Annotated in this window: 2 protein-coding genes and 2 pseudogenes; 2 read left to right on the plus strand and 2 right to left on the minus strand. The window is 49.7% G+C overall.

The genetic code is table 11. The features are described 5' to 3' along the window. Positions 1–69 (plus strand): hypothetical protein (locus BGK49_RS31655; RefSeq protein ID WP_369803596.1); only part of this gene is annotated, 69 nt, incomplete at its 5' end. 31 nt (positions 70–100) lie between these two features. On the opposite strand, the pseudogene BGK49_RS29225 reads toward BGK49_RS31655, so the two are convergent. After that, positions 101–4,146, minus strand: a pseudogene (locus tag BGK49_RS29225) (inverse autotransporter beta domain-containing protein); the annotation flags it as partial. A gap of 551 nt (positions 4,147–4,697) precedes the next feature. Here BGK49_RS29225 and BGK49_RS30960 point away from each other — a divergent pair. Next, positions 4,698–4,787 (plus strand): annotated as a pseudogene (locus tag BGK49_RS30960) (hypothetical protein); the annotation flags it as partial. A 108-nt stretch (positions 4,788–4,895) separates the two neighbouring features. Here the strand turns inward: BGK49_RS30960 and BGK49_RS26125 are convergent. Then, positions 4,896–5,034, minus strand: a 139-nt coding sequence (locus BGK49_RS26125) for an IS1 family transposase (protein ID WP_021514769.1), incomplete at its 5' end; no start/stop codon positions are given.

Raw genomic sequence — 5,034 nt, forward strand, 5'->3', positions numbered from 1 at the left:
CTGCCGGAATGGCCTTCCAACCGTGTTGACGAACTCCTGCCATGGAACGTAGCACTCACCAATAAATAAGCGTCAATACGGTGCTCCGTTGACGCTTACCCGGCGTCTGAATGTCGACCCACATATTCCCCCCAACGGGGTTGTTTGCCGACATCAGTGTCACCTCCAGCTTCGCAGTCGATTTCCCATCCGCCACCAGAGATTGCATATCAGATGATGCGGTGAGTACCGCGTTTTTATCATCCGCAACGAATTTAGATTCGGCAGTTTTCGTTGATACCTGACCGTTGGTCTGACTCACTTGCGCCTTGAGTGTGTATGTCGCCGCAACAGTAGTGGTAGCGGTGAAAATAGCCTGCCCTTGCTCATTCGTTGTCGCAGTGCCATTCGGTTCCAGGTTTAACGAAGCCGGGCTGGTAGTCAGCGTCACGTCGCTATCTTTCACCAAATTGTTATTGGCATCAGTCACCGTAACTTTATACGTTTGTTTGGCTTTGCCGTCCGCCAGCGCATAGTTGCCAATCACCTCAATACCGGAGACGGTTGCGGTAGCCTTATCGGCTACAAACGTTATAGTCTGCGTATCCGAAGGCTGGCTATTCCCCGCCGATGCCGTGATCTCATACGTTCCGGCAGTCACTGAAACCACCTGCAACTCGGCTTTCCCCTCATCGTTGGCTTTCACCCAGACATTATCGCCTGTAAGCGGCTTGACACCCCGGGGCAGATTAAAGGTCACCAGGCTCCCTGGAACAGGGTTACCATTTTTATCCTCAACGGTCGCCGTCAGCGTAAAGGCATCTTTGCCGTTTGCTACTTTTTGAACGGCGGTGTCTACCTGCAGGTTTGCCTGACCGGTGCTGGCATCCGCGTTGAATTTCACCGTGACCGTCTTCTGAGAGTTTTTCACCGCGGCCGCGATTTCAAGTTCCCCTGCAACGGTTGATATCAACTCAATATCCGCTTTACCTGCCGCATTGGTTGTTACTGTATTCCCCGTCTTGCTGGTCACACCCTGCGGTAAATTCAGCGTAACTTCTTGCCCCTGCAACGGGTTACCATAGCTGTCCACGACGGTCAGGGTTATCTGGTTAGCAGACTGTCCATTAGCCAGTTGGTTATTAACCTTCACTGTCATATCACCAATCTCAGCCTTAGATGCGTCACCTGCAACATTCAGCACCAGTGGCTGAGCAACGGCATTTTGGCCGTTCACTCGCGGCATCACAGACAACTGACCCGCGGCAGATCCCAGCGTTAAGGTCGACACGTAGACCCCATTACCTTTCTCTGTCCAGTTTCCTGCTGAAGGACGCTCACTCCCCGTGTTGGCGGCACCGCTAAACACTGGTGCATCTGGCTTCATCCCGGTGACCGGGTTCCTGTACGCATCCTTCACGGTGAAGGTGAGTTCCGTCGTCGTTTTGACGGTCGGAGCCTTATTGTCCGCAACAAGCGTAGAGTTCGCTGATGACATCTCTCCGGCGATGACCGTCAACTGCGCGGCTTCGGTGGCTGCTGGCTGGCCGTTGAATAGCGGCATGACACGAAGCTCGCCCGTCTTTCCGCCTGTAGTTAACGTAGCAACATAGGAACCGTCACCTTTTTCGGTCCAACTGGAAACGGTCGCCCCTTTAGAGGCGGTCCCCGTCAAACTTGCCGACAACGAAAGACTACTGATAGCGTTGCCATGCGCATCTTTCGCCACCAGCGTCACGGTTGTACTTTCGCTGGCTTTTACGTGATCTTCTGCGACAGAGACTTTCGACTGGTTTGAAGATAACGCATCAGCCACCACGGTTACTTTTGCCGCATTTGCTGCCGCATCCTGTCCATTTAGCTTCGGCATAACTTCTAATTCACCCGCCGTAGAGCCGAGAGTAATCTGCGCAGTCCACGTCCCATCACCATTATTTGTCCAGCCCGATGCCGTAGAACCTACAGCAGCGGCACCCGCTAATGACGGCGCTTCCGGCGTGAGGCTGGTCACAGGGTTGTCATAGGCATCTTTTACCGTCCAGATTGCCGTAACTGTACCCCCAACCACCGGTTTATCAGGATTCAGGGTGATGGACGAATGTGCTGCATCAAGCGGCCCGGCAACAAACTTCAGCGTTTGTTGTAATGTGCCCAGCTGATACTGCTCGCTGAAAGCACGCACACACGCACAACAACGTTTCCGGCACGGGTCGAAGAAACCGTAGCGCTGTAAACGCCTGGTTTTATCTCCGAAATTGTACCAATGGTGACACCATTAGTGTCTTGCGGAACAAATCGCAAGCGGCTGGCCTCTCCCGTCACCGGGTTACCATCAGTATCCACCGCAGTAAGCGTCAGCGTGTGGGATTGCTGACCATCAGCAACCACATCTCCTGAGAGTTCATTCACGCTCAGAGTAGACTTCGACACATCCATCATCGTGGCGCGCAATTCTGCAGTGACGGTTTTGCTCATGCCATCAACGCTAACAGTAATCGTTGCCTCACCTGATTGCGTTCCGGTAGTGAAGACAGACTGATACACCCCAGCTTCAGTTTCAGTGAACTCACCCAGTGTTGGCTTTGCCTGTGATTTAGTGGCCTTCAGGGAACGAGTCACAATATTTCCAGCCGGTTTGAAAGTTAGTTCAGTCTTGATCTGATCTTTCATGCCCGTGACTGGCTGGCCCTCGGCGTCGCGCAGAGACAGCACCAGCGGTTTTTGCTCATTACCGTTAGCAAGCATTTGAATACGGCTCTGACCATCAAGCGTTAACGCCGTGCGATCGGCGCTCATACCAGCTCCGGTAATGACCACCTCTGTCTGCACGCGTTTTGAGGTATTGCCTTTGTTATCGTAGGCAACCGCAGAAATCGCATAATAATTGTCTTTGCCTGGACGATAAGCCGGGAGCGTTACTTGCCACTGACTACCCTGACCGGTAATTTTGCCACCTTCAGCCAGTAATGACGGCGCTTCCCACTGCACATTTTTCAGTCCGTGAGTTGCTTTGCTGACCACAAGCCCGAGGGAAAGTGTCTGACAGCCCTTGCCTTCAATACGCTCAGGCAGAGCAATACGGATCACTTCAGATTTGCGGTACTCAAGAACGATGTTGTTATTACGCTCAACCAGGTCATAGCGGCTGCCTGCCAGCATTCGACGCTCGCGAATGCTGTCTGTATCGAGTTGTTTCTCCAGAGGTTCGCCAATCCGATAATTAACTTCCAGGCCAAAGCGAGTGTCATTCTCACCACTCTTGCCCTGCTTATGCCCGGCACTCAGGGTCAGAAGAGGCACAGGCGTGTAATTCACTTCAGCGGAAATCGCATGTGGATCTTTCTGGCGTTTATCTTTGCCAAACAGCCCAACTTCATCGCCATAATACTGCTCATACATCAGGCTTGCGCCAAGCTGCGGTCAGGCGGGTAAATAGCCCTCAGCACGAATATCCCAGCCATTCGCCGGGCGTTCCTGATAATCCTCAATATCCGGCGATTTTTTCCAGCCAGAAGCCCGAATATAACCATTGGCGCTCAGTTTCAGATAATCGCGCCAGTATTCCGCACCAACACCAATGTGGGTATGACTACGGGATAAATCATGGTCGATAAAGGTGTTCACCCCCATCATCCAGTCATTTCCTGAAAAATGACGCCAGCCAAAACCAATATTTGACTGAGTACGATCGTCTGTACGATGTATTGCCCCCTGAGTGAACAACATATTTGTCGGCGTATCATAAATCGGATAAAGCATTTCCAGCGAAGAATCCTTCAGCGAGAAATCTTTATCGACATTCAGTTTGACGCGCGCTGTACCATATTTCCCGAGCCACTCCTGTATTTCCTGGTTAGCTTTAGCGGTGGCCATTCCGGTAATAAAATTACGTGTCGCATCGCTATCTGGCTGACTGCTTAAAAATGTCCCGGCATTTGCGGCAAACGACGCGACATTTTTCTCCACGTTATTATCAGCAGTTACCGTAGTATTTCCCATGCTCAACCGTGGCTGAACCGCATGCTGCGCACGTGCCGCCATTACTGGGGTAAAGGTGACAGCGAGTGGAAAAAGAACCTGAACAGAGATATTTGCCCACGCCACGCAGCGGGCCAGAACTGAATAACGAAATCGTGGTTGTTTATGACCTGTTTTATAACGTGACATTGAGATAATTTCCTGATGAACGAATTAACGAACATAGGCAGACACAAATAATGGCGTCTGCTTGTCAGAAAAACCGGGGATTTCCCGGTTTCCTTTTCCGCAGAAAAGGAAATACCTTTATGTAAGAAAGTGCACCGCCACCTGATATATCCAGTGTCTGTAGCCACTCATCAGGTGGTTGGGCGCGGGATTATATTTTTATTTATGGGTGAAAATTTAGCTTTTTGTGCAAGTCATTAAATAGATACCTAAGTTATATTTCTTACTCTGCGGACAGTGAATAATTCATTATTCAGACTGAATAATAATGACCTGCCTTTAATTAGCAACTATTGGAAATACGTCGAAGTAGGTATATACGCCAGGATAAACCGATATATTTATTATGGATATTCATTTTCCTTCATCGGACTGTAAATTGCGGGGATATCGAACTTACACTACTCATCGCAACACTCAAACAGATTTATGAATTTCGTTCATAACCCCTGACAAATCCTGCCGTCTAATCGAGCTTTTCCCTTTACGTTATGCTTCTCATGAAGAGAACACAACTTATTCATGAATTAACCATTCCGGATAAACTATGGAATCAAATTCAGGCATCGAAAGGAACTGGCTGGTTTCCGTTAATAGATTAAATATCTATTACTCTCCCGAGAGTAAAACTATCAAATCAATGAGTAACCGATACAGCCTCACAAATTCTTTCAGATAATTAACCCGTCACTGCGGGTAATGACTCCAACTTATTGATAGTGTTTTATGTTCAGATAATGCCCGATGACTTTGTCATGCAGCTCCACCGATTTTGAGAACGACAGCGACTTCCGTCCCAGCCTTGCCAGGTGCTGCCTCAGATTCAGGTTATGCCGCTCAATTCGCTGC

The sequence above is a fragment of the Shigella sp. FC1544 genome (assembly GCF_001722145.1).
In the GTDB taxonomy this organism is placed as follows: Bacteria; Pseudomonadota; Gammaproteobacteria; order Enterobacterales; family Enterobacteriaceae; genus Escherichia; species Escherichia coli.